Origin of the sequence: Alkalilacustris brevis (genome assembly GCF_003350345.1) — a bacterium.
Classification (GTDB): Bacteria; Pseudomonadota; Alphaproteobacteria; order Rhodobacterales; family Rhodobacteraceae; genus Alkalilacustris; species Alkalilacustris brevis.
This window is the reverse complement of sequence record NZ_QNVJ01000053.1, coordinates 1-26,720: the sequence shown is the minus strand read 5'-3', so window position 1 is coordinate 26,720 and position 26,720 is coordinate 1. Positions and strand designations below refer to the sequence as shown.

Annotated in this window: 26 protein-coding genes and 1 pseudogene; 10 read left to right on the top strand and 17 right to left on the bottom strand. The window is 62.4% G+C overall.

Features of this window, described 5'->3' with window-relative positions:
- The first annotated feature begins 39 nt into the window (after window positions 1-39).
- Complete coding sequence (locus DQ229_RS07520; RefSeq protein ID WP_114965656.1) at window positions 40-1,038, top strand: 2Fe-2S iron-sulfur cluster-binding protein; 999 nt, start codon at window positions 40-42, stop codon at window positions 1,036-1,038.
- 231 nt (window positions 1,039-1,269) lie between these two features.
- Here the strand turns inward: DQ229_RS07520 and DQ229_RS07515 are convergent, their stop codons facing one another.
- The 6 genes from DQ229_RS07515 to DQ229_RS07490 all read right to left on the bottom strand — a co-directional run bounded on the left by DQ229_RS07515 (window position 1,270) and on the right by DQ229_RS07490 (window position 6,750).
- Window positions 1,270-1,722 carry a hypothetical protein gene (locus DQ229_RS07515; RefSeq protein ID WP_114965655.1) on the bottom strand — a complete coding sequence of 151 codons (453 nt, stop codon included), beginning with the start codon at window positions 1,720-1,722 and terminating at the stop codon, window positions 1,270-1,272.
- Window positions 1,722-2,585, bottom strand: a complete 864-nt coding sequence (locus tag DQ229_RS07510; RefSeq protein ID WP_114965654.1) for an SDR family NAD(P)-dependent oxidoreductase — start codon at window positions 2,583-2,585, stop codon at window positions 1,722-1,724. The genes DQ229_RS07515 and DQ229_RS07510 overlap by 1 nt, the downstream gene beginning before the upstream one ends.
- A 75-nt stretch (window positions 2,586-2,660) precedes the next feature.
- Window positions 2,661-3,941, bottom strand: coding sequence for a Rieske 2Fe-2S domain-containing protein (locus DQ229_RS07505; RefSeq protein WP_114965653.1), 1,281 nt, complete (start codon window positions 3,939-3,941; stop codon window positions 2,661-2,663).
- 68 nt (window positions 3,942-4,009) lie between these two features.
- Window positions 4,010-4,357, bottom strand: a complete 348-nt coding sequence (locus tag DQ229_RS07500) for a Rieske (2Fe-2S) protein (RefSeq protein ID WP_202909528.1) — start codon at window positions 4,355-4,357, stop codon at window positions 4,010-4,012.
- Window positions 4,358-5,110: 753 nt separating this feature from the next.
- Window positions 5,111-5,740, bottom strand: coding sequence for a cellulose biosynthesis protein BcsS (locus tag DQ229_RS07495; RefSeq protein ID WP_114965651.1), 630 nt, complete (start codon window positions 5,738-5,740; stop codon window positions 5,111-5,113).
- A 197-nt stretch (window positions 5,741-5,937) separates the two neighbouring features.
- Entirely contained in the window at window positions 5,938-6,750 is an 813-nt protein-coding gene (locus DQ229_RS07490) for a dienelactone hydrolase family protein (RefSeq protein ID WP_162300790.1), read from the bottom strand.
- A 151-nt stretch (window positions 6,751-6,901) separates the two neighbouring features.
- On the opposite strand from DQ229_RS07490, the gene DQ229_RS16275 reads away from it, so the two are divergent.
- Window positions 6,902-7,039, top strand: coding sequence for a hypothetical protein (locus DQ229_RS16275; protein ID WP_155326471.1), 138 nt, complete (start codon window positions 6,902-6,904; stop codon window positions 7,037-7,039).
- Between the two features lie 255 nt (window positions 7,040-7,294).
- Here the strand turns inward: DQ229_RS16275 and DQ229_RS07485 are convergent, their stop codons facing one another.
- From DQ229_RS07485 to DQ229_RS07470, 5 genes are all read right to left on the bottom strand, one after another.
- Window positions 7,295-8,872: an ABC transporter substrate-binding protein gene (locus DQ229_RS07485; RefSeq protein ID WP_162300789.1), complete on the bottom strand. Its 1,578-nt coding sequence runs from the start codon at window positions 8,870-8,872 to the stop codon at window positions 7,295-7,297.
- Window positions 8,873-9,210: 338 nt separating this feature from the next.
- Complete coding sequence (locus tag DQ229_RS07480) at window positions 9,211-11,391, bottom strand: urea transporter (RefSeq protein ID WP_155326470.1); 2,181 nt, start codon at window positions 11,389-11,391, stop codon at window positions 9,211-9,213.
- Window positions 11,392-11,433: 42 nt separating this feature from the next.
- The gene (locus tag DQ229_RS07475) at window positions 11,434-12,861 is read right to left on the bottom strand and encodes a type III PLP-dependent enzyme domain-containing protein (protein WP_162300788.1); all 1,428 of its coding nucleotides are present in this window, start codon (window positions 12,859-12,861) and stop codon (window positions 11,434-11,436) included.
- The gene (locus tag DQ229_RS16485; RefSeq protein WP_162300787.1) at window positions 12,858-14,000 is read right to left on the bottom strand and encodes an ATP-grasp domain-containing protein; all 1,143 of its coding nucleotides are present in this window, start codon (window positions 13,998-14,000) and stop codon (window positions 12,858-12,860) included. Before DQ229_RS16485 ends, DQ229_RS07475 begins: the two co-directional genes overlap by 4 nt.
- Window positions 13,982-14,275 (bottom strand): PqqD family peptide modification chaperone, encoded by a 294-nt coding sequence (locus DQ229_RS07470; RefSeq protein ID WP_162300786.1) that lies wholly within the window; start codon window positions 14,273-14,275, stop codon window positions 13,982-13,984. The genes DQ229_RS16485 and DQ229_RS07470 overlap by 19 nt, the downstream gene beginning before the upstream one ends.
- 796 nt (window positions 14,276-15,071) lie before the next feature.
- Here DQ229_RS07470 and DQ229_RS07455 point away from each other — a divergent pair.
- From DQ229_RS07455 to bhcC, 3 genes are all read left to right on the top strand, one after another.
- Window positions 15,072-16,052: a UDP-glucuronic acid decarboxylase family protein gene (locus DQ229_RS07455; RefSeq protein WP_114965643.1), complete on the top strand. Its 981-nt coding sequence runs from the start codon at window positions 15,072-15,074 to the stop codon at window positions 16,050-16,052.
- Window positions 16,053-16,224: 172 nt separating this feature from the next.
- The gene (gene bhcA, locus DQ229_RS07450) at window positions 16,225-17,418 is read left to right on the top strand and encodes an L-aspartate--glyoxylate aminotransferase BhcA (protein ID WP_114965642.1); all 1,194 of its coding nucleotides are present in this window, start codon (window positions 16,225-16,227) and stop codon (window positions 17,416-17,418) included.
- Between the two features lie 271 nt (window positions 17,419-17,689).
- A complete protein-coding gene (bhcC, locus tag DQ229_RS07445) occupies window positions 17,690-18,853 on the top strand; it encodes a 3-hydroxy-D-aspartate aldolase BhcC (RefSeq protein WP_114965641.1) in 1,164 nt (387 codons plus the stop codon).
- Between the two features lie 154 nt (window positions 18,854-19,007).
- Here the strand turns inward: bhcC and DQ229_RS07440 are convergent, their stop codons facing one another.
- From DQ229_RS07440 to DQ229_RS07430, 3 genes are all read right to left on the bottom strand, one after another.
- A complete protein-coding gene (locus DQ229_RS07440) occupies window positions 19,008-19,973 on the bottom strand; it encodes a 2-hydroxyacid dehydrogenase (protein ID WP_114965640.1) in 966 nt (321 codons plus the stop codon).
- A 36-nt stretch (window positions 19,974-20,009) separates the two neighbouring features.
- Entirely contained in the window at window positions 20,010-20,498 is a 489-nt protein-coding gene (locus DQ229_RS07435; protein ID WP_114965639.1) for an aldo/keto reductase, read from the bottom strand.
- 277 nt (window positions 20,499-20,775) lie between these two features.
- Complete coding sequence (locus DQ229_RS07430) at window positions 20,776-21,021, bottom strand: 3-hydroxyacyl-CoA dehydrogenase family protein (RefSeq protein ID WP_114965638.1); 246 nt, start codon at window positions 21,019-21,021, stop codon at window positions 20,776-20,778.
- A gap of 411 nt (window positions 21,022-21,432) precedes the next feature.
- Here DQ229_RS07430 and DQ229_RS07425 point away from each other — a divergent pair, with 411 nt between their 5' ends.
- Both DQ229_RS07425 and DQ229_RS07420 read left to right on the top strand, forming a co-directional pair.
- Window positions 21,433-21,831: a hypothetical protein gene (locus DQ229_RS07425; RefSeq protein ID WP_155326468.1), complete on the top strand. Its 399-nt coding sequence runs from the start codon at window positions 21,433-21,435 to the stop codon at window positions 21,829-21,831.
- Between the two features lie 233 nt (window positions 21,832-22,064).
- On the top strand, window positions 22,065-23,639 hold the full coding sequence (locus tag DQ229_RS07420; RefSeq protein WP_114965636.1) for a cation:proton antiporter family protein: 1,575 nt from the start codon (window positions 22,065-22,067) through the stop codon (window positions 23,637-23,639).
- 2 nt (window positions 23,640-23,641) lie between these two features.
- On the opposite strand, the gene DQ229_RS16270 is transcribed toward DQ229_RS07420, so the two are convergent.
- From DQ229_RS16270 to DQ229_RS07410, 3 genes and pseudogenes are all read right to left on the bottom strand, one after another.
- Window positions 23,642-23,869 carry a hypothetical protein gene (locus DQ229_RS16270; RefSeq protein ID WP_155326467.1) on the bottom strand — a complete coding sequence of 76 codons (228 nt, stop codon included), beginning with the start codon at window positions 23,867-23,869 and terminating at the stop codon, window positions 23,642-23,644.
- Between the two features lie 70 nt (window positions 23,870-23,939).
- On the bottom strand, window positions 23,940-24,380 hold the full coding sequence (locus DQ229_RS07415) for a potassium channel family protein (RefSeq protein WP_202909527.1): 441 nt from the start codon (window positions 24,378-24,380) through the stop codon (window positions 23,940-23,942).
- Between the two features lie 352 nt (window positions 24,381-24,732).
- Window positions 24,733-25,125: pseudogene (locus tag DQ229_RS07410) on the bottom strand (GFA family protein).
- Window positions 25,126-25,344: 219 nt separating this feature from the next.
- On the opposite strand from DQ229_RS07410, the gene DQ229_RS07405 reads away from it, so the two are divergent.
- The 3 genes from DQ229_RS07405 to DQ229_RS07395 all read left to right on the top strand — a co-directional run.
- The gene (locus tag DQ229_RS07405; RefSeq protein WP_114965635.1) at window positions 25,345-25,686 is read left to right on the top strand and encodes an ArsR/SmtB family transcription factor; all 342 of its coding nucleotides are present in this window, start codon (window positions 25,345-25,347) and stop codon (window positions 25,684-25,686) included.
- Window positions 25,683-26,159: an SRPBCC family protein gene (locus DQ229_RS07400; protein ID WP_114965634.1), complete on the top strand. Its 477-nt coding sequence runs from the start codon at window positions 25,683-25,685 to the stop codon at window positions 26,157-26,159. Before DQ229_RS07405 ends, DQ229_RS07400 begins: the two co-directional genes overlap by 4 nt.
- Window positions 26,156-26,720: SRPBCC domain-containing protein (locus DQ229_RS07395; RefSeq protein ID WP_202909526.1), on the top strand; the 565-nt coding region annotated here is incomplete at its 3' end. The genes DQ229_RS07400 and DQ229_RS07395, both read left to right, overlap by 4 nt.

Genomic DNA, 26,720 nt, shown 5'->3' with positions numbered 1-26,720 from the left:
GCCCCACCCCCAGGACCAAAGCATCGAAAGGAGTGAAACTTGGCGCGTATCGAGATTGACCGTTCCGGCGAAACCTTCACCTGCGAGGACGACACCATCCTGCGCGCCGCGCTTCGGGCCGGCATCGGATTTCCCTATGCCTGCAACAGTGGAAGCTGCGGAAACTGCCGCTTCACCCTGATCGAGGGCGAGGTCGAGCATGGCTTTGGTAAGGCTGCAGGTTGGTCAGAGCGCGACATCCGACGCAATCGCTGGCTGGGCTGTCAGGCGATACCGCGTGGCGACTGCCGCATCAAGCTCCGTCTCGATGACCAATACCGGCCTGCCATCCGCCCCGCGAAAACCGGCGCGTTGCTCGAATCCGTGCGCGAGATAACCCACGACATCCGCGAATACGATCTGCGGCTGGATCGGGCGATGGATGCGCTGGCGGGGCAATATGCGCTGGTCGATCTGCCGGGGATGACGCAACCACGCGCCTATTCGATGTCCGCCATCGGCGAGGGCGGCGCGCTTTGGAGCTTTCAGATCAAGCTGATGCCCGGCGGCGCGGGCTCAAGCGTTCTGGCGGGGCTTTCGCACGGCGCGAGGCTCTCGCTCGACGGCCCCTTCGGGACGGCTCATCTGCGCCCCGAGGCGCCGCGCGACATCCTGTGCGTTGCCGGCGGTTCGGGGCTGTCGCCCATGCTGGCCATCTGCCGCGCCGCGGTGGCGGACCCGCGCTGCGGCGCCCGTAACATCACCCTCTATTATGGTGCGCGCGGCATGGCGGACTTGTTCGACACCGCGATCCTGCCGCACGAGGCTGACGGCACGCCGAAGCTGCGCTTTGTCCCCGCGCTCTCGGAAAGCGCGCCGGAGGGGTGGACTGGCCGGCGCGGGATGCTCCACGAGGTGGTGGAGGCCGACCTTGGCGCCGATCTGGCACGGCACGAGGTTTATTTCGCGGGTCCACCGGCAATGGCCGAGGCAATGGAACGCATGTTGTACCAACGCGGCGTGGCGCCCGAGCAGATGCATTTCGACAAGTTCCTCTGATTAACGGGGGTTGCGGAACGCTTGCCAGATTGCCTGCCTCCGGGCGCGGGAAGCAGCGCCCTCAAGCTGTGCTTTCCGTGCCCAGGCCCCCTGCCCTGCCCCGCCCATGGATATTAACGTATCCGCCGCGGCAAGTGGTCGCGTTCGGGCACCGGTGCCGTGATACCCGGGGCATTCATATCTGCGAAGGTTTTCCTCCACCGCGGCCGCCGGCCGGGGGCGCGATATGCCTCAATGTGACCGTTCGAGCCAATGGAGCATCAGAGCGAGGAAATCCTCGTCGGTCGCCTGCACGAGCATATCGGTGTTGCGGCGCATCCCCTCGACAGCCGGCCCGCGCTGCGGTTGCTCCTCATCGCTCAGCAGCACGGCCGTCAATAGAATGCCAAGCTTTCCTGCCAGATCGTAGAGCGCCGGCAGCTGGTCCACAGTTCCGCCCGCCGACCCCACCACGACGATCAGATCGGGGCGTTCCCCCAGCCTGTCCGGCATGGCCGACACGGTTTCCGGAAGGATGCGGAGCACCGAGACGCCCGCGGCCTGCGTTGCGTCTTTGACCGCACGTTCCCCTTGGGCATCCGTTGCGAATACCGCGATACGCCGGGGTTCGGAGTTTTTCCGGTCAAGCCTGGGGTGCAGCCGCGCTTCGGCGCAGGAATTGAGCAAAGCCATTGCGCTTTCCATCAGCACCCTCCGCTTGAATCGACCACATGGCCCGTGACATAGGACCCATCGTCGCTTGCCAGAAATGCGATGGCGGCGGCCTGCTCTTCGGGCTGCCCCTTTCGCCCCAGACCGGGAGAGCCCCCCATGCGCATGTCGAGCATCCTCTTGTAATACTTTTCCGTATCCTTGGCCGGCTCGGCATCAACCCCGGGGCGCAGCGTCAACCGCGAGGTGCGCCGGTCGGGGATCTCCGTGCTGCCCGGGGCGATCGCGTTGACGCGGATGCCATATTGGCCATACTCCGCCCCGAGCACCCGTGTCAGCGCCTCGACACCGCCCTTGCACGCAGCGTAGGGCGCGCGATAGAATCCGCCCTTTGTCACGCTTGAACTGACGTTCACGATCGATCCGCCGTTCTGCTCCACCATGACCGGAAGCACTGCGCGGCAACACCACAAGGTGGTGTGAAGCGACCGCTCCACTTCATGGAGGATCTGCTCCTCGCCATAAAGATGCAGGGGCTGCCACCAGATGGTTCCCCCCACGACGTTGACCATGACATCGATACGCCCGTAGCGCTCGACCGTCTTCGAGACAAGTTCGGTTGCACCGGCAAAACTGCTGACATCCGACAGGCAGGCCATCGCCTCCACCCCGGCGGCCTGCAACTGCTCAAGGGTTTCCTGAGCGGTTTCCTCAACCCGTTCGGCCACAACGACCGTTGCGCCCTCGGCGCCGAACCGGCGGGCCGTGGCGCGGCCGATGCCCTGTCCGGCGCCGGTCACGATGCAAACCTTGCCCTCGAACCGGCGCGCACCGGCGGCTTTCGGGTCGAGCGCGGCGGCCTCTTCTGATTTCGTCTGCAAGGTTTCAAGGGGCATGTTGGTAATGTCCTTTCGCACTGCAATACATGGGACAGATGGGGTGCTCCATGCTGCCGTTCCCGCTTCAACAACTCAGATCGACGTGTGATGAACGCCGGGTGTGGCGGTCAACGCATCGGGGCGCTCTTCGTGAAAGGCCTGACCGCATGGCAGCACGAAGGACGCCGACCGAACCCTGAAATGACTGGGGTCGCGCGCCGGCGGCGGGGTCCCCTTTTCAAGCGCTTTGGCGGCCTTGATCAGCCGGCGACGGGCCATGATGATGGCATTGTCGGTGGAGGTCAGGTTTTCCTTGGTGCGGTCCTGGATCGGCCCCATGCTTTCCTGGATGGAGGCATCCTGCATCGCGATTCCCGGCACACCGCTATAATAGAGCCCTTCTTTCTGCGCCTTTCGGTCCATCCCGTAATCGTTGTCCATGTTCAGTTCTGGGCGGAACGTTCCGGGAATCAACCTTGTATGGATACCGCCGCCGTCGCGCATGGTTTCCACCTCTTCCTCGGTCAGCGCCCGCGTCGGATGATAGGTGAAGGTCCAGGCAAAGTTGTTCGCATCGTCGATCGGAACCCAGGCGTGACCGTTCAACGCATTGTCGCCATAGGGCGGAACCATCGTGTACCACGGCATGATCCACTGGGTGATGCGCCAGTAATAGTGATCGTCCGGCGCCGTGCGGCGTGCGCCGATATAGAGCCCGCCGGGCGAGTTGTAGATCTCGAACTTCGGCATTCGGTCGCGCTGATACTGCGCGCCCAGCGTGCCCTGGTGCAGCTTGTCAGTGTTGAGTTCACCCGAATGCAGGAAAGAGACATGCGCCGAGTCGATCCCCCCCTCCATCGCCTGGAGGTAATTGCACTCCTGCCAGCGCTTGGAGATATAGACATTCTCGGGCGGGAGCGACATCCACTCGAAGTCCGGAAGCTCGGGCTTTTCCTCTTTCGGGCCCATATAGGCCCAGATGATCCCGCCCTTTTCCTCCAGCGAATAGGCGGTCAGGCGGATACGGCTGCAAAACCCGCTCTCGTCGGGCTCGGAGGGCACCTCGACGCATTCGCCCTTGGTGTTGTACTTCCAGCCATGATAGGGGCAGCGAATGCCGCCTTCCTCGTTGCGCCCGAACCAGAGTGAAACGCCGCGATGCGCGCAAAACTCATCGATAAGGCCCAGTTTGCCCTGCGTGTCGCGAAACGCGATCAGGCGCTCGGACAACAGGCGAACACGAACTGGCGGGCAGTCCGGTTCGGGCAGCTCTTCCGACAGCAGAATCGGAATCCAGTATTGACGCATAAGGTTGCCCATCGGCGTGTCGGGGCCGGTGTGCGTCAAAAGGTCGTTTTGCTCCTGGGTCGCCATCGTCTGTTTCTCCTTTACCGAACGCTGCCAGCGTTCTGCCTTCCCTTGATCCTCAGTCCGTCAAGCGCTTAGCCGCTGCCGAATTTGCGCGCGCAGGTCACCGCTTCTGCCTCGCGCGCGATCATGATCGCGCCCGCGTCGCGCTCCACCTCATAGGTGCGCACGGGCACCATGCAGGGCGGAATCACGGGTTCGCCGGTTCGGATGTCGAACCCCCCATCGTGAAAATCACAAATGATCGTGTAACCATCGAGATCCCCCTCCGACAGCGAGCCGGGCCCGTGCGTGCACTGGTTGTCGATAACAAAGACCTCGTCGCCCTTGCGAATGACCGCAAGCTCCAGCCCCTCGACCTCCACAAGAAGCGGCTCTTCCGGGGTGAGATCCTCGAAATCGCACAGATATATTCTCGACACGGCCAGAGCCTCCCTTGTCAGCATGTGCCAGCCCCGATGCCAACGCGATGCGCGCCCGGGACACCCCAGCCAAGCGGACGACCGGGTGATCACGACAATCAGTAGGCCGTGCGCCGGATGCGAACAAATATCGTTTCCTATTACTTGCCATTTGTTTTTATTAGGTTCGCTGACGGCATGTTGCGCGGGCTCGGTGAGCCCGTGTCGCAGGCAGGATGCCCTGGCCGGATCATGCGGTTAGGGCTCTTGCCTCACCCATCGCGCGCGCCCTCTGGCGGCAGGTGGTCGCCGGCTTGCGCCCGAAGGGTATCGTCACCGCGCGCGGTTTGACTGAACCCGAAAATGGTTCGGTCCCGGTCGCCGTCGGACGAACGGGACCGACACGGGAAGCAAGGCTGACGCCGAGAAGCTCACCAAAGCAGCGCAGTCATCAGGCCCCGAGAGACCGCTCCCGGCCCTCCTGGCGGCCGGGCCAGTGCTCAGCCCCGTTCGCATAACCCTTTGAAAAACAAAAATCCGGCCGTAGCCGGATCGGCAGAACGCGCATCCGAGGGCAAGTGGCGGAAGGGGCGCGCCTGGGGCCGGACAATCTTGTGCCTTGTCCGGCCGCACCAGCCTACCGTCATGCGTATTTCGGGGGGGCGACGGCAGGCGCCTCGCAGGCGGTCCCTGCCGTTTTCCCGAATCTGAGCTGTTCCGCTGCCGCCGAACGCCGCCGAGAAACTGTTTTCCGGGCAGCTGCCGGCCACCGGCCTAGTAACGCGTCGCGACCTGAAGCTCCAGAAACGGGCTGCGATTGGTCGGTGGGTCCAGATCGTTCTTCGTGGTCGCATGTCCGACCGTCGCGGAGAGTACGGTCGCTCCCACCACATAGCTTGCGCGCACACCCAGGTTCAAGCGGGAGAAATCAGGCTCGGAAAGGTAGCTGATATCGGGGCCGATCCCGAACTGGTCGGTGGTGTAATGCGAATAGAAGGCACGCGCGAACAGCGCCCGATCGGGGCTGGAATATTCGGCATAAGCCACGGCAAAGCCGCGCTCGCCCACGAAACCGGCATATTCGGCCGAAGCCAGTATACCCACCTCGTCAATGGTCGAGACACCGCCTTCGGTTCGCCTGACATAGGTCGGACCGGCCATCAGCGCAAAGCTTCCTGCGTCCCCGGCCCTCCAGGAGTATCCCCCAGTCAGCGCCATCGACCTCTGGCGGACCCGCGTGGTGAACATATGCGAGTTGGACCCGGTGCCTGTAACGCGCAGCCGCACACCATCGGCCTCCAGCCCTCCGGGCCCATAGGTCAGGGTGCCGTAACCCTGCGTGTCATTCGAGCCGATCTGACGCACCCCGCCGATAAACTCGAAGGATTGACCGAGCGCCGGCAAACCTCCCAGAATCAGAGCGGACGCGGAACATAAGGCGAGGCGGCGCAAGTGGACCATGATCATCTCCGATGCTTAGTTGGTCTCAATTGCGTCACCCTATCAGAGAACCGCACCGAGCGCCCTGACTTACGCGCTGTTCGACGGATTGCGCGATGGATTGCCGCCATAGGTTGCCGGTTAGCCACACTAAGGCACGTTCAGCGAGCCGCGGTCCGGCCATCGGCGAGGTGGCGACGGAAGAACGTCAGCATTTCGGTTCGGGTGGCAGAAGCCGCCTGCGGATTGTAGCCTATCAGATTACCCATGTATCGCTGAATCGGAATCCTCAGGTCATAGGAATGCGCAGCATTCGGGTAAACCTTGACCGCAACTTCCTGGCCATTGCCACTAAAACGCCTGCACTGATCGGGGGGCACCCAGTTATCCTGCCCGCCGCCCAGAACTAGCACCGGTGAATGCAGATCAAGCCGTGTGCCGCCGGCGGCACCGCACCAGGGGTAAAGCGCCACCACACCGCGGAATCCCTCGCCGCCGAAGCGGCTGGCAGTGCGCGACAACGCCGAGATCAAGGCGACGCTGCCGCCATTGCTTTGACCGACAAGAAAGATGTTGTCGGCATCGACAAAGGTCTGATGGCGCAGGAACCGGAGCGCGGCAAAGGCATCATGCGTGCGGTAATCGCGGGCGCGGGACAACTCGCCAAGGCTGCCGCAAACTCGCCCCCCGGCCCGATTGCGGGTGCCGAAGCTGTCGACGTTCAGCACGACAAAGCCATTGCCACTAAGAAAGCGCGCATATTCTTCCAGAGATGCGAGAACCTCGGGCTGCCAGCCGCCACAACCATGCATAAGGACCACGGCGGGCGCCGGCCCGCGCGCATTGGGGCGATGCAGGCGGGCGTTCAGCACCGCGCGGTCAGAAGCGGTGGTCTGCAACCTGACCTGCTGCGATGCGCCCTGCGCGCTGGCCTGCTTCGCCACCAGCAGCGACAGAACCATCGCAAGAACCACGAATACCTGCGTGGCGATGGTGCGGCTCCTGGCAGATGCCGCTGTACGAGGGTTAACGGGGAGGGGGTACTCGACCATATGCTGTTCCTATGCCTGTCAGGAAGGATTGCCGCATTGCCTCGAGGGGCGCGGACAAGGGGGCCCAGACACCATGATGGAACAGAAGCAGTCAACACCGTGGCAAGAATCCGGCTATTGCGTGGCACAGGCGAATGCGGGTTTGGAGGTGACGCGCGCCGGTATCTGGCAGTTCGTGCAGCTTGCGCCCGATCGGGTTCATCTTTCCTGACGTGCGCCAGACGGGGTGCGCGCGCGCCCGTAGCTGCTTGAAGTTTTTCGCCTTTTCGGAAAACCGGCAGTGCCCCCCTGCCCGCCCCTGGGCGCGCAACCCGTTCTGCCGGGAAGGGAATTGCAGGGTGGTTTTTCATCCGGGAGGATTCGGCGAGTTCACGCCGAAACCAGCGGGTTCACGCCGAAGCCGGCGAGAATACAAAAAAAGGCCGGGCAGCTTGCGCCGCCCGGCCTTCGGTTCTGTCGCCTGCCTTTACTTCGCGGACGGTATGGCCAGATTGTAATACATCTGGATCGGTCGCTGCAGACCCATGATCGCCACGTTGAAGGCGATCGGCTCGAAGAACTGGCCAAGGATCCCGAAATGCGCGCCCTCCACGATCACGGCCTGAACCTGTTGTGCGATCTCGGCGGCAACCTCGTCAGTTTCCGCCAGTAGGAAGGCGCGGCGCAGCTCCGCAAGCTCCGGGGCGTTCGGCCAGCCGATCCAGCCGGTTTCCGGATCCCCTGAAAAGGCGATGCGCAACGGGTCGCTCAGATCATCAGCGATCCACCAGGTGTGGAACATGTTCCACACCTCGCCCTCTTCGCTGGTGCGGACGGCGCGGCCTTCGACTAGCTCGGCCCAGAGCATGGGCTGATGGTCGACATTGATGCCCAGCTCTTCGAAAAGCTCTAGCGTGACACCGGTAAAGGCCGAGATCACCGGGCTGTCCACCGGGTCCCGGATCACGACCGCGGTGCCATCATAGCCGGCATCGGCCAGCATCTGGCGCGCGGTTTCCACATCGCCGCCCATGAACCCGGTCATGTCCGTCTCGGTCGAATAGGGCGTGCCGCACGGATAGATCGAGCGGCAGGTCTGCCAGTAATCCTCGTTGCCGAGCGCGGCGCGCATGTAGTCTTCCTGCGACATCGCCATGAGCACGGCACGCCGGATATCCGGGTTGTCGAACGGCGCTATGAGGTGGTTGAAAACCGCCATGCCGACATTGCCGCTGGGGTCGGTCACCTCGAGGATGGCGACCTCCTGGTCGGTGAAACGGTCGGTCACCGTGGTCGAGGGCGACTCGAAGAAATGGATGTCGCCCGCAAGCGTTGCCTCAAGCGCCTCTTCATGCGTATCGAAAAACACCCACTCGATCCGCTCCATGAAGGGTATTTTCGCACCCGCGGTCAGCGAGGTGGGTTCGTCGCGCGGGACATAATCGTCGTTGCGGATATAGACCGCGCGGCGTGCAGGGTCCCATTCGTCCAGCGCAAAGATGAACGGGCCAGAGCCGGTGGGGTCGGTGATAGGCTGGCTGGCCGGCGTGGCCGCGATGCGGGCGGGCATGATGAACGGCACGTTTGACGACATCTTGCCCAGCGCATGAAGCATCCGCGGGAAAGGATGGCTTAGCTGGATCGTGAAAGTCGTGGCGTCTTCGGCGGTGATTTCCTCGACCAGTTCAAACAGCGCCTGCCCCACGCCATCGCGCGCCGCCCAGCGCTGCAGCGAGGCCACGCTATCCGCTGCGGTCACGTCGGTGCCATCGTGCCAGCGCAGATCGGGGCGCAGGGTGAAGCTCCACAACAGCCCGTCCTCGGACACGCTCCATTCCGACACCATCTGCGGCTGCGGGTCGAAATTCTCGTCCATCCCGAACAAGGTGTCGTAGACAAGATACCCGTGCGAGCGCGTGATATAGGCCGTGGTCCAGATGGGATCGAGGAACTCGAGATTTGCATGCGGGGCGGCGCGAAGCGTCTGCGCATTCGCCGCACCGGTGATTCCAAGAGGAGCCAGCAACATGGCTGCCCCCATGACGATTCCGGAAAGTCCTGGCATTCTTGACATGAAAAAATTCCCCGAAGCACAAGTGAAAAACCTGCCCGCACCCCTGTGCCAGACGCGAGCCGAATTGAGTCCATGCTCACCAAATTAGTTTAGCATATCTTTGCTGCATTGATCTTGCTCAGTTTTCGCGAAATAAAGCGAGCGTCCGATCATCAGGTTCGGCTGACCGGAAGTGGCGCGCTTCCAGACGGGCCATGAGGTGATTCCGGTTTCACTTCTCCTTTCGTTATTTTACCATGTGCCTTCGCATGGCTTGTCCTGGCCTCGCCTCTCTTGTTGTATCTCGGGCCAACCCCTGATCATGCCGCAGGTGGTTTTCCTGTTGCGGTCTACATGCTGCGAGGCTCGAAAGAGGCATTTAAATAGGTCACCGTGCCGCTTGGATATTCTGCCACGATACGCGCCGGGTCGCGCAGGGGTTCCACCGTCATCGTGCAACTGATCGGCAAACCGGGATAGCGCTTCAGCGGGCGCGAGCGGATGACCAGCGCTGGGCTGAATGAATCCGGGACGGCCAGGCACTCGCACTCGAAAGCTACAAAGACCTGCACCTCGAAGGGCGACAGGACCTTTCTGAGATACTGCATTGTCTGCAATTCTGTCAGAGGCAGAACATCGGTCCACCGCAAGCCGGGTTGAGCACAAAAGGGGACCGATGGTGCGGCGATCATTGCCATCACCATAGCCGTTCCGGGCGCGCCCTGTATGCGGATCACACGCGCTGCGTCGGCGTCCAGTTTCAGTTCGGCCTCCGAACCCTCGCTGGAGCTGTACACGAGGTTCCCGGCTTCCGTCAGGTGCGCCTCTACGATGATCGAGCCATTGGAGGCAGCGAAGTCCGGCACTTCGCCTTTGGTCGTCACCGTAAAGATCGAGCGTCCAGGCCCGCTTGCGGTCATCAGTTGGTACACTGCTGGATTGGTTCTTGCACCCTCAACGATTTCGCCCTCGCGGGGTGTTCCGGCCGCATGCCATATCCGGGTGTCGCCATTTTCGCCGCCGAATGTGTGGTAGTTAGCAAGGCTGAAATGCTGTGTCGGCGCCCCTGGCTCGCTGCTCTTCTGCACCTGCATGTGCAGATGCGGCACCGTCGAGCGCCCGGAATTGCCTACAACGCCCAGATAGGTCGTGTAATCGACCCACTGTCGCCGTGCGACCGCTATGGACCCCTGCATGAAATGCGCCAGCAGCACATGATTGCCGGCACCCGTACGCAAGACCAGGTAATTGCCCCAATTGTCGCCATAGTTCGCCATGCCCGGCGGGTTGTCTGCGACATTGTTGCGCATTTCCACCACTTCCCCTACCGCCGGGGAATAAACGGGTTCGCCAAACAGCGAGGGGCGTTCCCGATTCTCACCCGACGGGGGGCGCTGGAAATCCAGGGCGTGTTTCCAGGGGCCCCGGTGGCTGGGTCTGCTGTCGAATCCCTGAACCACCTCAACCGGGCCGACAAGCGGAATCGCCAGCAGCTCGCCCAGCTCTCCCCAGCGCTTGCGCGACCATGCATCCTTGATCCAGGCGTCCTCGGGCCGCTCGAACCAGGTGAGATTGCGCCGCACACCCGGTGCAAAGGCCGGGTTGTCCAGTGCAAGTATGCCGGTGATGAGGGTGAGACCGAAAGGGATGGGGAAGTAGGCAATTCCGGAGGGTCCGGCATAGACCATCAAGACCGCCGAGATGAGCGCGCAGATCATCCCGGCAAAGGCCGCAATGGCCATGCCGCGCGGGCCCGGCAGGAAAAACACAGCGCCGAGCGCCATACCGGAAAGGAAGAAATTGTAGGAGGCCGGTGGCCAATACGAACCGAAGCCCGAGGCAACGAGCCCCATCGACGTCAGGGCGCCCATCAGCCAGCCGATTATCCCGGCAAGGAACATGGCCGGTGACCAGGCGAGTATCAGCAGAGAGATCACCGCGCCCGACAGAATCCAGGGCGAGTAGAGAAACCCGCCCATGGTCTGCAGGAAGGCATGGGGAAGGTCGATGAAGCCCACCACTTCGACAGCAGGCCAGTCGAAGTGGTGGGTTGCATTGCTCATGCCATCGGGGATGAGGATGGCGAGTATCGCCGCCAGCGTGACGTAAGGCAGGATTACCGGCGGAATCGAGGTGTTCCTGAGCAGGCGTCGAAATATCAGCGTGAAGTAGAGGCCCACGCACAGCGCGCCGAACATGAGCACGACTTGCAGCAGAAACGGCAGGTTCATCGGACCCATCAGAAACGCCGCGGCCAGCGAACACAGCAGCGCGTTGGCGCGCGTCATGGCACCAAAGACCGAGGCGTCCCCGCGCGCCATGATCTGGCTGATGATCTCGATAATGCTCAGCGCGAGGAAAGCCACGATCGCCAGCAGCGGCTGCTGCAGCAGCAGGATCCACATCCCCGCCCCGACCCAGGCCGAGCCGATCAGCAGGATCGACGCGAGCGGGCGCAGGTAGAGCTGGGCTGCCACGGCCATCATCTGCCGGGGTGTCGGAAACTGGTTCTCGGTGGACGAAACTTCCAATGGAGGTGGTTTCCTGTTGCGGCGTCAGGGCTCGATGCCCGGCTAGCCGGATAAATGGTCAGGCAGCGTCTCGGCAGACTCGATGTCGGCAAGTGTTTCCTTGCGGCGAATCTGATGCACCTTCCGGTCCTCGCCGATCAGAACGACCGCGGGTCGCAGATGGATGAACTGCATCGACTGATCGAAATTGTAGGCCCCGACCGGATGGAATGTAAGATGATCGCCGGTCTGCAGACGGGGCAGATCGACATGATCGCGAATGACGTCGATCTCCATGCACAGACATCCCAGCAGCCGGGTCGGCACAGGAATCGAATTCACGCGCCGGCCCGGATAGGGCTGGATGGCGAACCAGTTCGCGGTGAAGAGAAGGTGGACGCCCGCATCAAGCACGTAGCTGAGCCTGGCGGTATCCGACAGCAGCATCTGTTCCTTGACGGCAATCGAACTCAGCGTCTCGGCCGGGGCATCGGGGCGCGGCCCGCCCTTGACCGCAACGATCGTCGTGGCCAGATAGCCGGCCTCGTCCACCAGGGAGCGCCCCGATTCCAGACGCAACAGAGGCCTTTCGCGCTTCGGCAGCGCGTTCAGTTCGGTGATGATCGCGTCGGCGTATTCCTCGATCGGCGGAATCACGACCTCGGCCGGCCCGGCCATGCCATGAAGCAGACTGTTGGAGGGAAAGCCGCCGCCAAGATTCAGGCATGGCACCAGATGGCCGGTGTCGTCGGACAGGGCCTTGCGCATTCCGAGCAGGATCTGCGTGGCTACGCCATAGGTTTCGGGGTCAAGAACAAAGGTTCCGACATGGCAGTGGATCGTGTGCAGCCGGAACTGGGCGTTGCGGATAATGCGCCGCCCTGCCTGCTGCGCTTCGCCATTGACCATGCTGAAGCCGAACTTCGACCAGACCGGCGCGTGCCCGGTGGTCACCCAGACCCGCAATCCCACGTCGAAAGTGCCGCCGAGTTCTTCCGCCAGTTCCTCCACGACGGACAGTTCGTCCCAATTGTCGATCTGGATCAGCGCCTTTTCTTCGAGGGCTGTTTTCAGCGAAGAACGGCTCTTGTAGGGGCCGTTATACACGATCTCGGACCCCGCATATCCGAGCCTGCGAGCCTTCTGGTATTCAAATTCGGAAACCACCTCGGCGGTCCAGCCTTCATCCTTCATGATCTTGCAGATCGCATCGAGCCGGTTGGTCTTGAACGACCATGCAAAGCTCATGTTCTTGTAGCGAGAGGAGAAGGCTTCGCGAAAACGCCGCAGTTTTCTGCGCAATGTGGCTTCGGAGAACACGAAAAGCGGCGAGCCGTGATCGCGCAACAATTCGACCACGGGCGCGCCGTCGATCATCTCCAGCGCTTCGCCGGCGGTCCCGCGCGACATGCGGTTGCGATCGGCCGCAGCTTCGATCGGCAGTCTGCCCAGCTCGCTGGTGATCGTCGGGCCTTGATAGGCGTCGTTCATGGGGATCCCCGTTTTCTGGCCCGCTGTTCCTCGGCTTCCGGGACGGCGAGCCCGCCATCGACTGTGTATTCGGTTTCGCCGTGGGTAATGATCCTTGCGACATCGGAAATGTCGGCCACCATGTCTTCGGAATGACGGAAGAACATCTTGCCCGCCGGCACTCTGCCCGGAGCAGCAGCCGCAAGCCCGAGCGCCCGTTCGGCGACATAGGCGGGCATGTTGCACCCGACCTTGGACGGAAAGGATATCCAGGCGGGGAAACGCGGGTTGATCTCGAACAGATGATGTTCGCGCCCGGCCGGCTTGACCAGTTCGATCTCGAACGGCCCATCCCATTTCAGCTCCTTGACCAGGCGCAGCGCGATATCGTTTACCACCGGGTCTTCGATCACCACGCCGCCATAGGCCTTGCCCAGCTTCGAACGCAGCAGCTTGCGCATGGCACAATGGCAGGCCAGCCCACCCTTTCCATCGCCGACGCCGCCGACAACGTATTCTTCGCCATAGATGGCCTCCTGCACCAGCACGGGCGGCCCCCAGACGGCAGAGATTGTGTTGAAAGCCTCATGGAGCTGGGCCTCGTTGTAGACGAGGCGGGCGTCATAGAGCGCGCCTTTCACATAGCAGGGGTAGCCGATTTTCCCGGCATGGTCGGCAAGCGTTACAGGGTCGTTTGCCGCAAAGGTGCGGGGCACCGGCACGCCGGCGCGTTTGCCCAGAAGATCGAGCACCGACTTGGCGCGGGCGTTCAACGACGGACGTGAAGGAACGGCCACCTTGATCCCCATTTCACCAAGGCTGGACTGCACGGTGAGAAGATTCTCCAGTTCGGTATCGAGGGTCGGGATGATCAGCGACAGGCCTTCGGCCTCGTGAACCATTCGCAGTCGCTTCAGAAACTCGCCCGGACCAGCCACCGGATAGGGAAAGAGATAGGCCGCATCGACATGGCCAAGATCGCGGGTATAAAGCCCCGTCTCCATCGCGTCGTAGCTGATGCCGATGAAACGCGCCTGAGGCATTCGAGAGCGGATCGACTCGATCACCGCGCCTCCGGCCTGCGGGCTTTCACCGCGATGCAGACCGCTGACCGCGATCACGGGATGCAATGGGGCGCCCTTCATGAGCGATCCCGCCATGTCGGCGGGAGGAGGCCGAGCTCCTTCAGCTTGCCAAGAAACTGCTCGGTATCGCGGATCGCCGTGCCGCGCTCGATCTCGAAGCGCTGCATCAACAGGTTCCTGATATCATCACGATCAAGCCCTTCCCACGCCGATCTCAGGATCAGCGCCGCCTCTTCGCTGATGGCGAAGAACATGCCTGATACCCGGTCAAAGACGAAACGGTCATCAAAGAAGACGAACGACGATTTCGGTTGTACCTTTTCGATGCTGTCAACTCCCGTTCGATTCATTTTCGAATCCTTTAAGGATGGCATATGCTTTTCTGAGTACCCCGTAACTGACTTAGGTCAATATCATAAATGGCAAGCCGCAGCGTGAGAAATATCGTATGATCAACGCATACAGCTGCGTCGGGTCGGCGGCCTGCTGGGGTGTGACCCGCCCATTGCCGCCGGGGCTGTGCATCGTCATGCCCTGCCAAGTCGAACTTGCCGGCAATGCGCAGCATCTGGTTCAGTTCCTGTGGCGGTGGCGGGTTCGAAAGCGTCGGCGGCGGCATTGCGTGGAGGCCTGTCGCGAACACCACGACATCTGGGGGGTCTTGCGTCTTGACGGGTGCTTGCCTCGGTCGGGCGCGATGCGGGGTTTTATCATACGGCCTGTGCCAATGCGGCGCGGGCCGGGGCGCGGCGGGTGCTGATTTCAGGCGCGGCCGATCACGGCATCCTGGCTTGCGCGGCGCAGGGCTTTGCACAGGCCGGCATTGCAGGACACTATTGCATCGTTGACCAATGTCGCACCAGCCTGGGCGTCAATGAACGGTATGGACGCCGGTGGGCCATGATCCCTCGGGCGGGAGTTATGGCGACCATGGCGGCCCGCGCCCGGGCGTCATCGCGCGCAAACCCGGCTGAACCTTCACAGGCCCAGCCAACCGGCAAACAAGCCGCGATCACTTGAGCTGTCACAAGTTTCTCTTGAAATATCGGGCGCATCGAGGCTGGGTTCTCCTTGGTGTGGTGGCGCTTAGACTTCTTTGGCAGAATGTCAGGATAAGACGTCGAAATCATACCGGAGTGAAATGGTTTGAAAAAATTGCGCCTCTACGACTCGCGCAAGCGCATCCTCGTCACCGGCGGCGCGGGATTCCTCGGCTCGCATCTGATCGACCGACTGCTTGACCTGGGGCACGAGGTGCTCTGTGTCGACAACCTCTTTACCGGCACCAAGCGCAATATCGAGCACCTGCACACCAACCCGCGCTTCGAGTTCATGCGCCACGACGTGACCTTTCCGCTTTATGTCGAGGTGGACGAAATCTGGAACCTCGCCTGCCCGGCGGCGCCGATCCACTATCAGCACGACCCGGTGCAGACCACCAAGACCTCGGTGCATGGGGCGATCAACATGCTGGGCCTTGCCAAGCGGCTGGGCTGCCGCATCTTTCAGGCCTCCACCTCCGAGGTCTATGGCGACCCCACCGCGCACCCACAGCGCGAGGAGTACTGGGGCAATGTCAATCCCATCGGCCCGCGCTCGTGCTACGATGAGGGGAAGCGCTGCGCCGAGACGCTGTTCTTCGACTATCACCGCCAGATGGGGCTGGACATCAAGGTAGCGCGCATCTTCAACACCTACGGCCCCAGGATGCACCCCAAGGACGGACGCGTGGTGTCGAACTTCATCGTCCAGGCGCTGCGGGGTGAGGACATCACCATCTATGGCGACGGCGGGCAGACGCGTTCTTTCTGTTATGTCGATGACCTGATCGAGGGCTTCCTGCGGCTGATGGACAGCCCCGGGGGCTTCACCGGCCCGGTGAACCTTGGCAATCCGGGTGAATTCACGATCCGCGAACTGGCCGAAAAGGTGATCGCCCTGACCGGATCGCGCTCGAAACTGACCTTCCACCCGCTGCCCCAGGACGACCCCATGCAACGCTGCCCCGACATCGGGCTGGCCCGCCGCGAACTGGGCTGGGAACCGAAGGTTGCTCTGGAGGAGGGGCTGGGGCGGACGGTGGGGTATTTTGGCGACATGTTTGAAGAACCTGATAATGGCCGATAAATGACCTGCCACTGAACTTTCATCCAGCCGCGACCGGAACCCAGTTTGCGGGGATCAGATCAACATGATCAGGCTGGCATTTCTGGAGGTTAACGCAATATCAAAAAACTTTTCAAAGAAATGGTGCCGGCGGCGTCGAGCCTGTAATCTGGCCGAAAGCGAGGAGGCACCCATGTTCACGCAGAATCCGGTATTCATACCCGGCCCGACCAACATTCCCGAGCGGCTGCGCCGGGCGGTGGACCTGCCGACCATTGACCACCGATCATCCGCCTTTGCCGAGATGCTCCTTCCCCTCTTTGACGGGATCAGGGAGATCGTGAAATCGCGTGATGCGCAGATCATGATCTTTCCAGCCACCGGATCCGCCGGGTGGGAGGCCGTCATCACCAACACGCTTTCGCCCGGAGACCGGATCCTGGCGGCCCGGCACGGCATGTTCTCGCAGCGCTGGATCGAAATGTGCCGCAGACATGGGCTCGACTGCCGGGTGATCGAACGCCCCTGGGGAGAGGGTGCTCCGGCCGGGGCCTTCGCGGCCGAACTTTCGGCGGATACGGATCATGAGATCAAGGCCGTGCTCGTGACCCACAACGAAACTGCAACCGGGGTTCGCTCGGACGTGGCTGCAATCCGCCAGGCCCTCGACGCGGCAGGGCATCCGGCGTTGCTGATGGTCGACGGCGTCTCCTCGATCGCGTCGATGGATTTCCGCATGGAGGAATGGGGCGTGGACTGCGCCGTGACGGGCAGCCAGAAGGGGTTCATGTTGCCGGCGGGTCTGGCAATCACGGCCTTGAGCCCCAAGGCTATGGCAGCGACCGAAACGGCAGGACTGAAACGCGCCTATCTCGATATCCGCGACATGGCGCAAGCCAACGCCAAGGGCGGATACCCCTATACCCCGCCTGTCGCGTTGATCGCCGCGCTCGGCGAGTCCCTCGAAATGCTGCGGGCCGAGGGCCTGGACAACGTGTTCGCCCGGCATCACCGGATCGCCCAGGGCGTGCGGGATGCGATCTCGGCCTGGGGGCTGAAGCTTTGCGCAGCGTCGCCCGAGCTGTATTCCGACACCGTAAGCGCCGTGGTGGTGCCGCCGGGTTTTGACGGGCAGGAGATCGTGCAGCGCGCGGCGGAGGTATACGGTGTCGCCTTCGGTGCGGGGCTTGGGGATGTTGCGGGCCAGGTCTTTCGCATCGGCCATCTGGGAATGATGACCGACGTGATGGCGTTGTCCGGCATTGCCACGGCAGAGATGGTCATGGCGGATATGGGCGTTCAGATCCGGCTCGGTTCGGGTGTCGCGGCAGCGCAGGAATATTACAGGTCAACGACGGGCGCACCCGCGGTTGCCGGGGCGGCCTGAGGCTGCATTGGCCTCGATTGTCGCAATTCCCACTCCGGCAATCGGGGATGCGGCGGTTGCGCCGTGATGAGCCGAAACGCGGTATCGGATGCTCGGCATCGCACCGCGTGACTCGGGCCGCCCAGCGCTCCCTTCAGGCCATGCGGTGGCGTTCAAGGTGTCCTGACCCTCGGGATTTCTTCGCCGATCACCGTTTCGGCGTCATCGTCAACGGTGGTAACGAGGATCCGAACAATCTGCCCTTAAACAGGGCCGCGACAGGAGAGACAGCATGACGGAAATGAGCGCGCTTGATGGCCTTGAGGTTGGTTTTGACGTGCCGGCGCTGCCCGGCATGCCCGCGGCCGACATCCAGACGCCCTGCCTCGTTCTCGATCTCGACGCGCTCGAGCGAAACATCGTGAAGATGGGCCGGGCGGTGAAGGAGATGGGGGTGCGACACCGGGTGCACGGCAAGATGCACAAATCGGTCGATGTGGCGAAACTTCAGCTCGAGCTGGGCGATGCCTGCGGCGTATGCTGCCAGAAGGTATCGGAGGCCGAGGTTTTCGTGCGCGGGGGCATCATGGATGTGCTGGTCTCGAACCAGGTGCGCGATCCGGCCAAGATCGACCGCCTTGCGCGTCTTCCGCTGCTGGGTGCGCGCATGATCGTCTGTGTCGACGATATCGCGAATGTGGCCGAGCTTTCGCAGGCCGCAACCAGGCATGGCATGGCGATCGCGTGCCTGGTCGAGATCGATTGCGGAGCCGGCCGGTGCGGCGTCACGACACCCGAAGCGGTGGTTCAGATCGCCAGAGAGATCGACGCGGCGCCGGGGCTGACCTTTTCCGGGTTGCAGGCCTATCAGGGCGCGATGCAGCACCTGGAGAGATACGCGGACCGCAAGGCGAAGTTCGACATCGCGGTGGCCATGACGAAGGAGGCGGCAGGCGCGCTCAAGGCCGCAGGGATGGAATGCGACATCGTCACCGGCGGCGGCACGGGAAGCTATTACTTCGAAGGGACCTCAGGTGTCTTCAACGAGCTTCAGAGCGGATCCTACGCCTTCATGGATGCCGATTACGGGCGCATCCTCGACAGGGACGGCAGGCGCATCGACCAGGGCGAGTGGGAGAACGCCCTGTTCATCCTGACATCGGTGATGAGCCACGCAAAGCCGGACAAGGCGATCTGCGATGCGGGGCTGAAGGCGCAATCGGTGGATTCCGGCCTGCCGTTCATCTACGGGCGCGACGATGTGCGCTATGTCAAATGCTCGGACGAACACGGCGTGATCGACGACCCGGATGGCGTGCTGAAGATCAACGACAAGCTCCGCCTCGTCCCCGGCCACTGCGATCCGACCTGCAACATGCATGACTGGTATGTCGGAGTGCGTGGCGACAAGGTAGAGACACTCTGGCCGGTTTCCGCACGCGGGAAGGCCTACTGATATACGCCTCGGTCACCTTGCGTGCGCTCACCCCCCCGGCGGCGATCCGGTTGTGGCGCCTGACAGGAATGGTTCCGGGGCCTGCGACAACGGGATCTGCCATGGCGCATGCACGGCCACTTTCCGGTGCCGCGGCCCCGCATGGCAAGGGGGCTCATGCCACCCGGTCGCGTGGCGCCTCGCCGCGCAGTGCGGCATCGAGGTTGTCGAGCGCCCGGTTTCCCATGGCGATCCGCGTCTCGAAAGTTGCCGAACCGATATGGGGCAGCAGAAAGACGTTATCCAGCGCCGAGAGCTCCGGATTGCCGCCCGGTTCAGTTTGAAACACATCCAGCCCGGCGGCGAAAAGGTGCCGCGATTTCAGAGCGGCGATCAGCGCGCCCTCGTCGACCAGCGCGCCGCGCGCGGTATTCACCAGTATCGCGCCCTCGGGCATCATGGCGATCCTTTCGGCATTCATGATCCCACGGGTCTGCGGGGTCGCCGGACAGTGCAGCGAGAGCACATCAGAGCTGGCGATCAGCGACTCGGGTGTTTCGTGATAGATGGCCCCCTTCGCCTGCACCTCGGGCAGCGGCTTGCGGTTGTGATAGTGGATTTCCATTTCGAAGCCACGCGCGCGCGCGGCGGCGGCCTGCCCGACACCCCCCATGCCCAGAATCCCGAACCGCTTGCCGGAGACCTGAGACCCGACCATGAAGGACGGCGACCAGCTGTCCCATTTGCCTTCCTGCACCAGCCGGTGCCCCTCGGCGCCGCGTCGCGCGGCGCCCAGCATGCACAGAATGGCGATTTCCGCCGTGGCGTCGGAAAGCACATCGGGGGTGTTGGTGACGATGATGCCGCGGGCGCGCGCGGCCTCCAGATCGACATGGTCGACCCCGACCGAGTGGTTGGCGATCACCCGCAGCCGCTCGGGCAGCGCGGCGATGACCTGTGCCGTGAACGCTTCCGAATGGCACGGCAACACCGCATCCATGTCCTGACAGGCGGCAATCAGTTCCTCGGTGGTGAATGTCCGGTCACCGGGGTTGAACACCGCGTCGTAGTCGCGCGCCGCGCGGGCCTCGACCTCGGGCGAGAGCTTGCGCGTGACCAATAACCTGTGCCTTGCCGTCATGTCGGTTGCCTCCGGGCGTGTCGTTGGGTCCAGCGATCATCGTGCGAGCCCTGCCATGCGCTCGAGCGTGTCGCGGTCGAAATATTTGCCGTCGATTGCGGCCAGCGCCGAACGCACCTGATCGGGATTGTTGAGCGACACCACGACCGAGATGATCGCCGGGTGCGACAGGGCGAAACGGATCGCGGCATCGCTCCAGGAGGTGATCTCGTCGCCAAGCTCGGCCTGGACCCTCTCGAACTGGGCATAATGCCTGTCCCACGCGGCATCGCGCTTGGGGTCGTCGGTGGCGAGCCTGCTGCGATCGGCGCGCTTGTCGGTGATGACTCCTTGCAGGTATGGGCGCATCGAGAATGCCCCAATACCACGCGCGGCGCAATCGTCGAACACGTCGAGCATTTCGGTTTCGAGAAAGTTCCAGAATGCGATCAGCCCGTCGAACGCGCCCGAAGCCACAGCGGGCTTGGCGAAGCCATGCGTATGCGGGAAGGTGATGACATGGCCGATCTTGCCCTCGCGGCGCATGGCCTCCACGGTCTCGCCGAGCGCGGCATTGGTTTCCCCATGCGGGCGATGCGATCGGGGTCGCCGCGCTCGCCATAGATGATGTCCTTGGGCACTCCGCGCTGCAGGTGCTGGACGATGGCGATGTGCTCGGTTTTCAGCTCGCGCAGCGCACCGAAGGTGATCTCGGATATCTGCAGATCGGTGTTTGCAAAGCTGCGAGAGCGCATTGGTTGCCCCCTTTCCCCGGCTGATCCGGAGGCGGCAGCCGCCCCCGGATCAGATCATCTGCACTGAGTCACTTGATGTTTTCGTTAGCCCATTGCTTGTGCACGGCCAGCGCCATGAGCCGCCGGTCGCGCCAGCGCTGACGATCCTTGAGCTGATCGAGCGGCAGGCGCGCACGGAATCGCTCCTCGATATAGTCGATCAGTGACCCGGCCCATGGCACGAGATCACGCTGCTCGGCGGCGATGCCGCGGTTCATCGGCTCATAGCGCTCGGCATATTCGCGGATGCCGTTTGGGGCGTTCAGATCACCCACCTCGGGCGGGCCGATGAAGGACCAGCGCTGGCTGATGCCTTCTCCCAGCTGATCACGGACAAGACGGGGCCGCGCGCATGAGCCTCACGCTTCCTGACTCCGCCTGGCCACCCGCCGACGTGCTGATGTGGAATAACTTGCTGCGGAAAGGCGGACCGCTTGACGATGAGGGAGCGCTCGCGCATCTGCGCGCAACCTCCGTCGACACGCTCAGGGCGCATTATGCCCGCTGGCTCGGCTGGCTCAAGGCCGAGGAACCGACAGCGCTGGCCCTGCCGCCGGCGGAGCGGGCCACGCCAGTCCGCCTTCGCCGGCCTTCGGATCGGGCACTCCTTCCACGACACCGGCGACAGCCTGGTCGTCGACCTGCCGGCGGATCTCACCAAGACCGGCGCACCCTGGGAGGCGCCGGTGCCGGCGCCGGTCCTGCCGCTCATGCGCGGCTACCTTTCTGAGGTTCGGCCCTGGCTGATGCAGCGCGGTGGCGAGGATCACGATGTGCTGTGGGTCACGGACCGGGGGCGCCCGTTCGATCCGAATTTCCTCGGCATGAAGATCGGGGGCCTCACCAAGCGCCTGACCGGCGTGCGCGTACCGCCGCACCTCTTTCGCGATGCCGCCGCCACCACGCTTGTGCGCCTCTCACCTGAATGCGCCCAGCTGATCCGGCCACTCCTCGCCCATGCCGGCTTCGGCACCGCCGAAAAGCACTACATCCATGCGCAGGGGATCGAGGCAGCGCGCGACTATGCCGAGGCGGTTATGCGGTTGCGGCGAGGTGACAAGGACACTGGCAAGCACAAACCATGAGCCAATGCCGGCGGCTACCTGGGCGCGAAGGGCGGATTGCCGTCGTTCGCTGCGTGTTGACTGAATGGCCGGAAACCAAACCGCTTTCTTTCTTTTCGTATCGAGTGAGCCTCAAACCAGAATGCGATAGCGCTGCTGCCGGGATCGCCTTCACGGAACAGGGCGAAAATCGTTGTGATCCGCAGCAATGAATCCTATGGCAGGACGAAATCCCATGTAATGGCAGCGCGCCCATGTTCGAAGTCATCTGCATCACCTTCGCCTTTTTCTTTGGCCTCGCCGTCCGCCAAGTCGGATTGCCGCCGCTGGTCGGGTTCCTGGCGGCAGGTTTTGCGATCAACGCCTTTGGCCCCGGATTGGGTCTGCCCGAGGAGACGGGCGACATCCTGAAATACGTGTCACATCTCGGCGTTCTCCTGCTTCTTTTCGCAGTCGGCTTGAAGCTGCGCCTGGGGCAGATCGCGCAGCCTCAGGTATTGGGTGGGTCATTGATCCACTTCGCAATCACCACGGCAGTTTTCAGCGTTGGTCTTGCTCTGTTCATGCAGCTCGACTGGAACACGTCCTTGCTGCTGGCCATCGCACTATCGTTCTCGTCAACCGTGTTTTCTGCCAAAATTCTTGAGTCGAAGCGCGACATCGGTGCTTTTTACGGGCGCACCGCAATTGGGATCCTGATCGTGCAGGATATCATTGCGCTCGTGGTGCTGGGGATCTGGGGTGGGCAAGCACCCTCTATCTGGGCACTCGGCGTGTTCGCAATCCCGCTCCTGCGTCCTGCACTGCACTGGCTGCTGGACTTCACTGGCCACGACGAACTTCTCGTCTTGATGGGGATGCTGCTGGCACTGGTGGTCGGCGGCATGGGCTTCGAAAGCGTGGGTCTGAGCTCCGAGATCGGTGCGCTGGTCATGGGCCTCATGCTGTCGACGCACAAGCGCGCGAAGGAACTCTCGGAGGCACTCTGGGCGCTGAAGGAAATTTTCCTTGTCGGCTTTTTCCTCCAGATCGGCATGTCCGGCCTCCCGGGCTGGCACGACCTGGCCTTCGCACTGGTGTTCGCGCTGATCCTGCCTCTGAAAGGAGCGTTGTTCTTTTTCCTGCTGATCCTCTTCCGGCTCAGATCACGGACGGCATTCATGGCGGCAGCCAGCTTGACCGCCTACAGCGAATTCGGCCTGATCGTCGCAGCCGGCGTCTTGCCGGAATGGTTGGTGCCTCTGGCGGTCGCCGTCAGCCTGTCCTTTGTGATCGCGGCACCCATCAATCGGATTGCGCAGCAGGTATTCGAGCGAATGGAAGAACGGCTGCAACGGTTCGAGCCCTCGCGGGTACATCGTGACGAGTTGCCAACCGATCTGGGTAACGCCCGGATCCTGATACTTGGAATGGGGCGAACCGGCACAGCGGCCTATGACCATCTGATCCCATCGTGCGACCGGATCGTTGCGATCGACGCTGACACCTACAAGGTCGAGGCCCACCGCGAGGCCGGTCGCAATGTGCTGTTCGCCGATGTTGAGGACGCTGGCTTCTGGCGCGGCCTGAACGTCGCGCAGCTCGAAGCCGTGATCCTCGCGATGGACGGTGTCGAGGCAAAGGAATGCGCGGCGAATGCTCTGCGGCGGAACGGTTTCACGGGCCCCATCATCTCTCATGCCATGTTCGAGGAACATATCGAGCGACTGAAAGGCGCTGGTGCGACCCATACCTATCTGACAATGAACCAGGCAGGAATGGGGCTTGCTGACCACGCTGCTCGCGCGATCGATCTCGACCTGTCGCCATCCCAAGCGTTGGAACCCTGAAATCAACCACCGGAGTGGAGTTTTCTCCTCAGGCGCGCAAGCATTTTCTTCGCAAGGGAATCTGAGGAAACCGGCGGAGTTTCCAACCTGCCAGTATCCTCTTGACGGGCAACATCGAGCGAGCTTGCGTTACGTTTTTCAAGTCCCGCGGCGTCGACACTGGCGGGGTGTTCAGGATCGAAATCCGATTTCCACGTCTCGCACAAACGCTCTTCTGCCCAGCCGGTCATACGTATCGGTCCCTTCGGCATGACTTGATCCCGTCCAGATGTCTGCAGAAAATGGATAGCATGATTCCGATCACTTGTCGCTTTCCGGGTGCCAGTGGCGTTGCATCATCAGGTATGTAAAGGACGCCGACCAGGTGATAAGAAGAAAACCGTTCAGCGCTTCGATGCCCGAAAGCACTCGAAGAAGCCCCTGAGGATACGCATCTCCTACGCCCAAGGTCGTGTAGCTGGTAATCGAAAAATAGAAGAAATCGAGCGCAGTCGCATCGAACTCCCCTTCGATCCGTCCGAAACCCTGTCGGTCATGGAGCAAGGCAAACGCCAATGCGTAGAGCATTATCTCGAGGAGATGGGCAACAAAGCATGCCGCAATCACAACGAGCACACGCTGGCGCGGTCGGATCGGAAGGCGCGGTAGAAGCCGCCCAGTGAAGCGCAGCGCCTCGTAATGGATCAAGACGGTCGCCGCGATGAGGAGCATGGCCGTCGTTGATATGAAAAAGATGTGCATGCCAAGCCTTACAGCGAAACCTAACTGCTTTGAAGCTGTTGCGCACGAGTATCGCGACTGGTCAATCTGAGGGCAAGGCTTCGATCAATCAGCGGACCACCCTGACCATGGTCGCAGATTCACGGGTCAAATCGACACCGAATGGAAAAAAATCGGGCGCGACCTGCTGAAGGCGGCAACCTCATGGCGCTGAAGCCGCGAAGAGGTGCCGCACTTTAGGGGCGAACGACAGCGTCCGCACTGCCGCCATACCGTGTTCTTCAACCGCGCGCCTGCAGCGAATGGCCGGTTTGACGGGCCGCACTGCGGCATCCGGCGATTCGATGAACGTCGGCAAGGGGCCGAGAGTAACCTATCCCTCCTTACGCCTATTGTTATCGCGATCACGCTTGTATTGCCTCGCGACGGGTAACGCCGGCAGCCAGGATTCGCGGCGGATGGTCTAGAGTTCATAGGTGGGCATCAACTGGTCTGAGGCATCCAGAGGCCCAAGGTTCACCTCGACTTCATCGCCCGTGCGCCCAAACACTGACGATCCGCAGTCAGGGCAGAAGTGCCGCCCCGCATATTCGCGTGTTTCGCCGGTAATTGTGACCATGTCCTCAGGGAATACGGCCGAGGCATGGAACAGCGCGCCATGGTGTTTTCGACAGTCGAGGCAGTGGCAAACGCCAACCCCGTAGGGCTCGCCCTGCGCTGCGATACGCACATTGCCGCAAAGGCATCCTCCTTCAAGCTGCTTCATGTTGGGCTCTCGCACTGCATCCACTTGGCTGTGGAACTCTGTCAGCACCCCCCACTCTGGCAAGGATGTGCGCGAGATGACAACGGATTGGCTGCAAGCTTGCGGCAGAAGCGACCTCATGCGCCGTCGGATATTCATGGCTGGAAGAACCTACCATAAAACTTAGCCATATAGCGAAGTTTTTCTTGTCATGCGACGGCGCGATATATAGTTAGCAATATGGCTAAGCATGACACAGACCTCTCGCAGCTCTTTCACGCGCTGGCAGACCCGACCCGCCGCGCGATCCTGACGCGCCTGGCCGAGGGGCCAGCGCCGGTGACAGAGCTGGCCAAGCCCACGGGGCTGCGACTGCCCACAGTGATGCGGCACCTTTCGGTACTGGAGGAGGCCGGGCTGATCGCCACGTCGAAGGACGGGCGGGTACGGACCTGTGCCATGCTGCCCGAAGCGTTGACACCGATGCGAACATGGCTCGACGAACAGCGGGCGCTTTGGGAAGGCCGCCTCGACCGGCTTGACGATTATGTCACGAAACTGATGGAGGAGCGCGAAAAATGATCCCGGAACTGGACCCCAATACCGATCTGAGCTTCACCCGCACGCTGGCTGTGCCGCGGCAACTGATCTGGGAGTGCTGGACGCGGCCCGAGCATATCCCGAATTTCTTTGTGCCAGCACCTCACAAGGTGACGGCGGTGGATATCGACCTGCGGGTCGGCGGGCGGTTCAACACGCGTTTCGATGTCGAAGGGAAGGTGATGGACAACACGGGTGTCTATCTGGAGGTGGTGCCGGGCGAGAAGCTGGTCTTCACCGACACTTACACCGAAGGCTGGAAACCCGCGCCCGATCCCTTCATGACCGCGATCCTGTTGCTATCGGATGCGCCGAACGGTGGAACGACCTACACGGCGATCGCCCGCCACCGTAATCCAGAAAGTCGCAAGGCGCATGAGGACATGGGATTCCTTGACGGATGGGGCACGGTGGCGACGCAACTGGAGGCCTATGCCAAGGGCCTGATGAAATGAGCGGCCGTTTCGCAACGCTGAGTTTCGAGCGACAGGTGGAGGCACCTGTGACGACCCTCTGGGAAGCCTGGACCGCACCTGCCGCGCGGGCGGTCTGGGCGGCCCCTACCCCCTCGGTCACCGTGGAATTTCTGGAGGCCGACACCAGGGAGGGCGGGCGTGAGGTCTCGCTGTGCAAGGTGGAGGGTCAGCCTGACATTCGCTGCGAGTGCGGCTGGCTGGCGCTGCAACACGCGCAGCGCAGCGTGAACTACGAGGTGATCGAGTCCGAGGGCGTGACGCAATCGGTGGCGCTGGTGACGGCCGATTTCACGGGCACGGGCGCCGGCAGCCGGTTGGTGGTGACGGTGCAGCTTTCGTCGCTGGCCGAGGACATGGAGGCGGGCTACCAGCAGGGTTTCGGCGCTGGGCTGGACAATCTGGCGGATGTGACTGCACGGACCATGGTGTTGCAACGCGTGATCAAGGCGCCCAGACAGGCAGTCTGGGCCGCCTGGATTGTCCGTCGTCGAATGATTTGGGATAGTCGGCGTGATTTTGGTCTGGAGGGCTCCGGCTCTG

What these genes read in the sequence shown, in the direction of transcription:
- DQ229_RS07440 (WP_114965640.1), bottom strand. Translation starts at nt 19,973, where the DNA reads ATGACGGCAAGGCACAGGTTATTGGTCACGCGCAAGCTCTCGCCCGAG.
- DQ229_RS16275 (WP_155326471.1), top strand. Translation starts at nt 6,902, where the DNA reads ATGATGGAACAGAAGCAGTCAACACCGTGGCAAGAATCCGGCTATTGC.
- DQ229_RS07485 (WP_162300789.1), bottom strand. Translation starts at nt 8,872, where the DNA reads ATGCCAGGACTTTCCGGAATCGTCATGGGGGCAGCCATGTTGCTGGCT.
- DQ229_RS07420 (WP_114965636.1), top strand. Translation starts at nt 22,065, where the DNA reads ATGTTCGAAGTCATCTGCATCACCTTCGCCTTTTTCTTTGGCCTCGCC.
- bhcA (WP_114965642.1), top strand. Translation starts at nt 16,225, where the DNA reads ATGTTCACGCAGAATCCGGTATTCATACCCGGCCCGACCAACATTCCC.
- DQ229_RS07400 (WP_114965634.1), top strand. Translation starts at nt 25,683, where the DNA reads ATGATCCCGGAACTGGACCCCAATACCGATCTGAGCTTCACCCGCACG.
- DQ229_RS16270 (WP_155326467.1), bottom strand. Translation starts at nt 23,869, where the DNA reads ATGACCGGCTGGGCAGAAGAGCGTTTGTGCGAGACGTGGAAATCGGAT.
- DQ229_RS16485 (WP_162300787.1), bottom strand. Translation starts at nt 14,000, where the DNA reads ATGGCGGGATCGCTCATGAAGGGCGCCCCATTGCATCCCGTGATCGCG.
- DQ229_RS07505 (WP_114965653.1), bottom strand. Translation starts at nt 3,941, where the DNA reads ATGGCGACCCAGGAGCAAAACGACCTTTTGACGCACACCGGCCCCGAC.
- DQ229_RS07475 (WP_162300788.1), bottom strand. Translation starts at nt 12,861, where the DNA reads ATGAACGACGCCTATCAAGGCCCGACGATCACCAGCGAGCTGGGCAGA.
- bhcC (WP_114965641.1), top strand. Translation starts at nt 17,690, where the DNA reads ATGACGGAAATGAGCGCGCTTGATGGCCTTGAGGTTGGTTTTGACGTG.
- DQ229_RS07515 (WP_114965655.1), bottom strand. Translation starts at nt 1,722, where the DNA reads ATGGAAAGCGCAATGGCTTTGCTCAATTCCTGCGCCGAAGCGCGGCTG.
- DQ229_RS07510 (WP_114965654.1), bottom strand. Translation starts at nt 2,585, where the DNA reads ATGCCCCTTGAAACCTTGCAGACGAAATCAGAAGAGGCCGCCGCGCTC.
- DQ229_RS07470 (WP_162300786.1), bottom strand. Translation starts at nt 14,275, where the DNA reads ATGAATCGAACGGGAGTTGACAGCATCGAAAAGGTACAACCGAAATCG.
- DQ229_RS07405 (WP_114965635.1), top strand. Translation starts at nt 25,345, where the DNA reads ATGGCTAAGCATGACACAGACCTCTCGCAGCTCTTTCACGCGCTGGCA.
- DQ229_RS07435 (WP_114965639.1), bottom strand. Translation starts at nt 20,498, where the DNA reads ATGCGCCGCGAGGGCAAGATCGGCCATGTCATCACCTTCCCGCATACG.
- DQ229_RS07415 (WP_202909527.1), bottom strand. Translation starts at nt 24,380, where the DNA reads ATGCACATCTTTTTCATATCAACGACGGCCATGCTCCTCATCGCGGCG.